4 protein-coding genes are annotated in these 4223 nt (G+C 47.7%); 2 read left to right on the plus strand and 2 right to left on the minus strand.

The annotated features are described in order from the left end of the window. The coding region (locus AB8C10_RS09175) for a heme peroxidase (RefSeq protein WP_368867547.1) at positions 1 to 806 on the plus strand (806 nt) is incomplete at its 5' end. Between the two features lie 50 nt (positions 807 to 856). Here AB8C10_RS09175 and AB8C10_RS09180 read toward each other — a convergent pair. Next, positions 857 to 1456 carry a hypothetical protein gene (locus AB8C10_RS09180; RefSeq protein WP_368867548.1) on the minus strand — a complete coding sequence of 200 codons (600 nt, stop codon included), beginning with the start codon at positions 1454 to 1456 and terminating at the stop codon, positions 857 to 859. A gap of 212 nt (positions 1457 to 1668) precedes the next feature. Here AB8C10_RS09180 and AB8C10_RS09185 point away from each other — a divergent pair, with 212 nt between their 5' ends. Beyond that, positions 1669 to 3348, plus strand: a complete 1680-nt coding sequence (locus AB8C10_RS09185; RefSeq protein ID WP_368867549.1) for a transcriptional initiation protein Tat — start codon at positions 1669 to 1671, stop codon at positions 3346 to 3348. Positions 3349 to 3405: 57 nt separating this feature from the next. Here the strand turns inward: AB8C10_RS09185 and AB8C10_RS09190 are convergent. Then, positions 3406 to 4223, minus strand: an 818-nt coding sequence (locus AB8C10_RS09190; RefSeq protein ID WP_368867550.1) for a heme peroxidase, incomplete at its 5' end; no start/stop codon positions are given.

A 4223-nucleotide genomic window follows, 5' to 3' on the forward strand; every position in this document is an offset into this window, starting at 1 on the left:
CCCGCCCCACGAAGCGGGTCATCCAGGCCGGTGGCACGGTACTGCTGGCAGGTGCCATGGTGTGCGGTAGTGTTCCGGCGTATGCTACCGGGCATTTGAAGCCTCATGAGGTGACCCCCATTGTGCAGCCCAATGAACCGGCAGTGACCTGTAACGACCGTGCAGAATATGAGTACTATCGGCAAGATGGTGAGTTGGGGCGTCGCGTTATTTTTAGTTGGGCACAGTGTGTCGGTCTGATTTCTGAGTATCAGAAGCACCAAATGGTCAAGAAAGATAGTGTTATCTCTCGTGGCCAGTTTGTGGAGTATTTGTATCGCCTGTCGGGTTCTCCTGAGGTGAAGAATCTTCCGGCGCAGTCTCCGTATGGTGATATTAAGACTGATGACCCGCGTTTTCCTGTGGTGATGTGGGCTCGTGAGCGGGGCATTACCTGGGGTTGGAGTGATGGGAATTTCCATTACGATACCCCTGCTAGTGAGTCTTCTACTGCCTTGATGGTGTATCGGTTGGCGGGCAGTCCAAAAGTAACGGTAGCTGCATATGACCCTGAGAAGTATTTCCCCCCTACTCCTTGGAAGGAAAAATGGCCGAATATGCCATATAATTCGGAGCTTCATAAGGCATACACCTGGTTACACTATGGTCTTCAGAATCCAAATAATGAAGATTCTATTGAGAACGTATCGTATCGACGGTATGGTATCGTATCGCCTAACGATGAATTTGAATGGTTGGCTTACGCTACTTATGAGCAGGCTATCGAAGTGATTCGTCTAGCAGATAAATCTTTCAAATTTAAATAAACTATGTGCGCCTCACCTAATGTTAGGTGAGGCGCACATTTTAGTAATTTTTATTCAGTGATTGGAAAATCTTTTTTATTAGAAATATCTGCTGAATCCTCAGTAGATTTATAGACATACTGATTAATTTCAATCTTGTAGGGTGGTTTCAGGGAATTTTTAATAAAAAACTTCCATGCACCTTCCAGCGCCTTGGGTTTAGGTTTGTTATCGTCTTCGTAGTCCATGTGGCATTGGTCGTATGCATTGGCGCCAATAATATTCAAACGCCTAACGCTACCTTCAAGATAGAAGCCCCACAGCGAAGCAAGGATTGTTTTTAGTGGTACTTCTTTGCTTGGCCCGTAGGGGTTGTCTGAGCGTACTCCCGTGAAAGTGCAGTCGCTAGCCCATGAGCTGATATACCAGTTCGCTGCCTCATGATTACCCGCTGTACCTGAGACTGCGTCATGCCAGCTGGAGGATTCACCGATACAGCCTACATAGTTATTCCGTGGCATTAGGGCGAACCATCCGTGGCCGCCATTCTCTTGAGCCGTGCATCCCTTTCTTTCGCCAAGATACAGAGCAAACCGACACAGTTTCATTCTCTCCTTCAGCTTCAGTGCAATGTTAAAAATCTTTAAAGTAATAGATTTTATACGCCTCATTAATATGTTGAAGAAAATTAAAATATTTACGTAAAACTTGAAACGAATTTATGTAAAAATCATAAATTTTCTTGCAAAGAGAAGAAAAAGCGATACACACTAGAGATACCTTCTGCAGCGCAGCACGGTGCTACGCGCAGAAGATAGCCGCCCACTAACGTCACTTCGTCGTGATGAAGGGCGAATAATTCACTCACCTCTAGGAGACATCGATGTCTGAATACCATGCGCCATCGCGGCGCGCCCTTTTGGCAGGAGGAGCTCTTGCCGCAACCACTGCAGGAGTCTCAGCTTTCTCCCCAGCCCATGCGGAGCAAGCAAATAAGACTGAAGAGTTCATGACTCGCGCCCCAGAATGGGTAAAAAATACCCAGAAGCGGCTAGACGAGTTCAATAAGCGTCTGCAATATCTCACGTACACTGATACTGCGAGGGAGTACACAGCCCATAATCTTGCGAAGAACGGCCTTCATGTTAATGTTCTGGATTACTGCGTAGACCCCACGGGTGTAGAAGACTGCACCGATCAGCTGAATAAGCTGGCGGAGCGGCTCTATTGGCTCGGTGGAGGGTCAATTGAGCTACCTGCCGGTATTTACAAGGTGTCGCACCCCTTCATTCACTTGCTCGATAAGGTGGAGTTTTTCGGCCATGGAATGTCCACCCGAATTATTGCGACGCCCACAGATAAGCTTGATGAAGCAGTTCGTAATAAAAATCGAGATGAATGTTTCGGTGTTTTCCATACGGGAACTTATCAGGAGCGGACATCTATGAAGGTGACAGATAACCGTCCGATGCGTTTCGGAGTGCGTGATATGTGGATTCGCACGAGCCCTCAAAAAGGGCATATCAACGTACAGCAGCTTACGGATAATATGCATACTAGGGCACCGCTAGCCCATGTTGCAGGCATTATTCTACACACTGAGTTTACGGGTAAGCCTAATGACCCTGAAGCTGTCCCTTCCCTCTCTAACCTAGAAATTTGGGATGTAGATATGGGCGTTGCGATTTTGGGGCTTCATGACCGAGGTATGAAAGTCGATAAAATCCGTGTCCGCAAGTCTTTGCGCCAAGGCTTGCTGGTTGGCAAACCTGTCGGTCATCCGTTACGCCGCAAAGATGGCAATAATCCTGGTGGCGCAGATAATAAGTTCCTTACAGTAGATATCTCTGATGCCAACCTTTCAGGGAAAAACTACGCCGGAATTGAAATCTATGCCTCCCAATGCAAATTTTTTGGGTCAACCAGCTGGTACAACCGCCGATCCGTGCTACAAAATTCTATCTACGTAACGCGGAAAAAGGACCAGTTCGACGATCAATATACTGCCAAGACCGGTGCTGGATGGTATGTCGCTGGAACGCGTAATCTCTTTCAAGGATGCACGGCTCAAGAGAACGGCGGCCACGGATGGTTCGCCCTAATGCCACGGAATAACTATGTGGGTTGTATTGGTGAGTCCTCCAGCTGGCATGACGCAGTCTCAGATAAAGCACATAACCACGAGGCAGCAAACTGGTATATCAGCAAGTGGGCTAGTGACTGCACCTTTATAGGAGTGCGCTCTGATAATCCTTACGAAGATAGTGACAAGCCAGAGGATAAATTTCCACTAGATAAGGCTCTCGCAGCACAATGGGGGTTCTATCTTGAAGGTGGTGCAAAGCGTCTTAGTATTATTGGCGCAAATGCTTTCGATGCTTGTCAGATGAGTGATAAGACCAGAACTGCGGCCCAAAAGAAAATTATGGGGGATAAATGGGTTCTTAAAATCAACTCTGAGCTTTATGAGCTATTAAGGATCGAAATTAATAATTTTAAATTTGAGGGAAAGCTTGTAGCGCCGAGAATCCCTAAAGCCGAGAATGAGTCCACAGAAAACTAGAAAATAGTTTGGTCCCCTGCATAGAAGAGCAGGGGACCAAATTATTTTTATAATCTCTTAAAATACGCCTCGAGTATCTGCCATGCGCAATACTTCAAAAGCCTGTTCATATGTTGCCTGGAAAGTCCATTGGCTCACTCGTCGACCTTCAGAGTCCATGCTCGCGACGTCATGGTACCTAACCGATTCGTGGAAGCCAGTGTACTTCTTATCAGAGCCAGCTCCAGTGTATTTCAACCAAACATAGGCCCGATGCAACTCTGAGCCGTAAAGAAGGTTGGGGTTCCGCTTGGTCCAGGGTTCTTCCTCATTCGGAGGATTCATATCGGGTAGCTTGACCGCCGGACTACCAGCTAGGCGGTATGCCATGATTACTGTCGTCGTTTCATTCGCGGGGGCATCGTAATGGAAATTCCCATCACTCCAACCCCAGGTAATGCCCCGCTGACGAGCCCACATCACCACAGGAAAACGCGGATCATCCGTCTTGATATCGCCATACGGAGACTGAGCCGGAAGATTCTTCACCTCAGGAGAACCCGACAGGCGATACAAATACTCCACAAACTGGCCACGGGAAATTACGGTGTTTTCTTCGATTAGCTGATACTTCTGGTATTCAGAAATTAGACCAACGCACTCAGCCCAGTCGTAGATAATCTTGCGACTGTAAGTCACATAAGCATTCGGAAGGTACTTATATTCGTAGATTGCGCGGTCGTTACAGGTCACCGCCGGTTCATTGGGCTGCACAATAGGGGTCACTTGGCGAGGTTTCAGAACACCAAGAGAATATGCCGGCACGCTACCGCACACCATGGCACCAGCCAACAGTACCGTACCACCGGCCTGGATAGCCCGCTTTGTGGGGCGGG

Source organism: Rothia mucilaginosa, from assembly GCF_964210535.1.
In the GTDB taxonomy this organism is placed as follows: Bacteria; Actinomycetota; Actinomycetes; order Actinomycetales; family Micrococcaceae; genus Rothia; species Rothia mucilaginosa_F.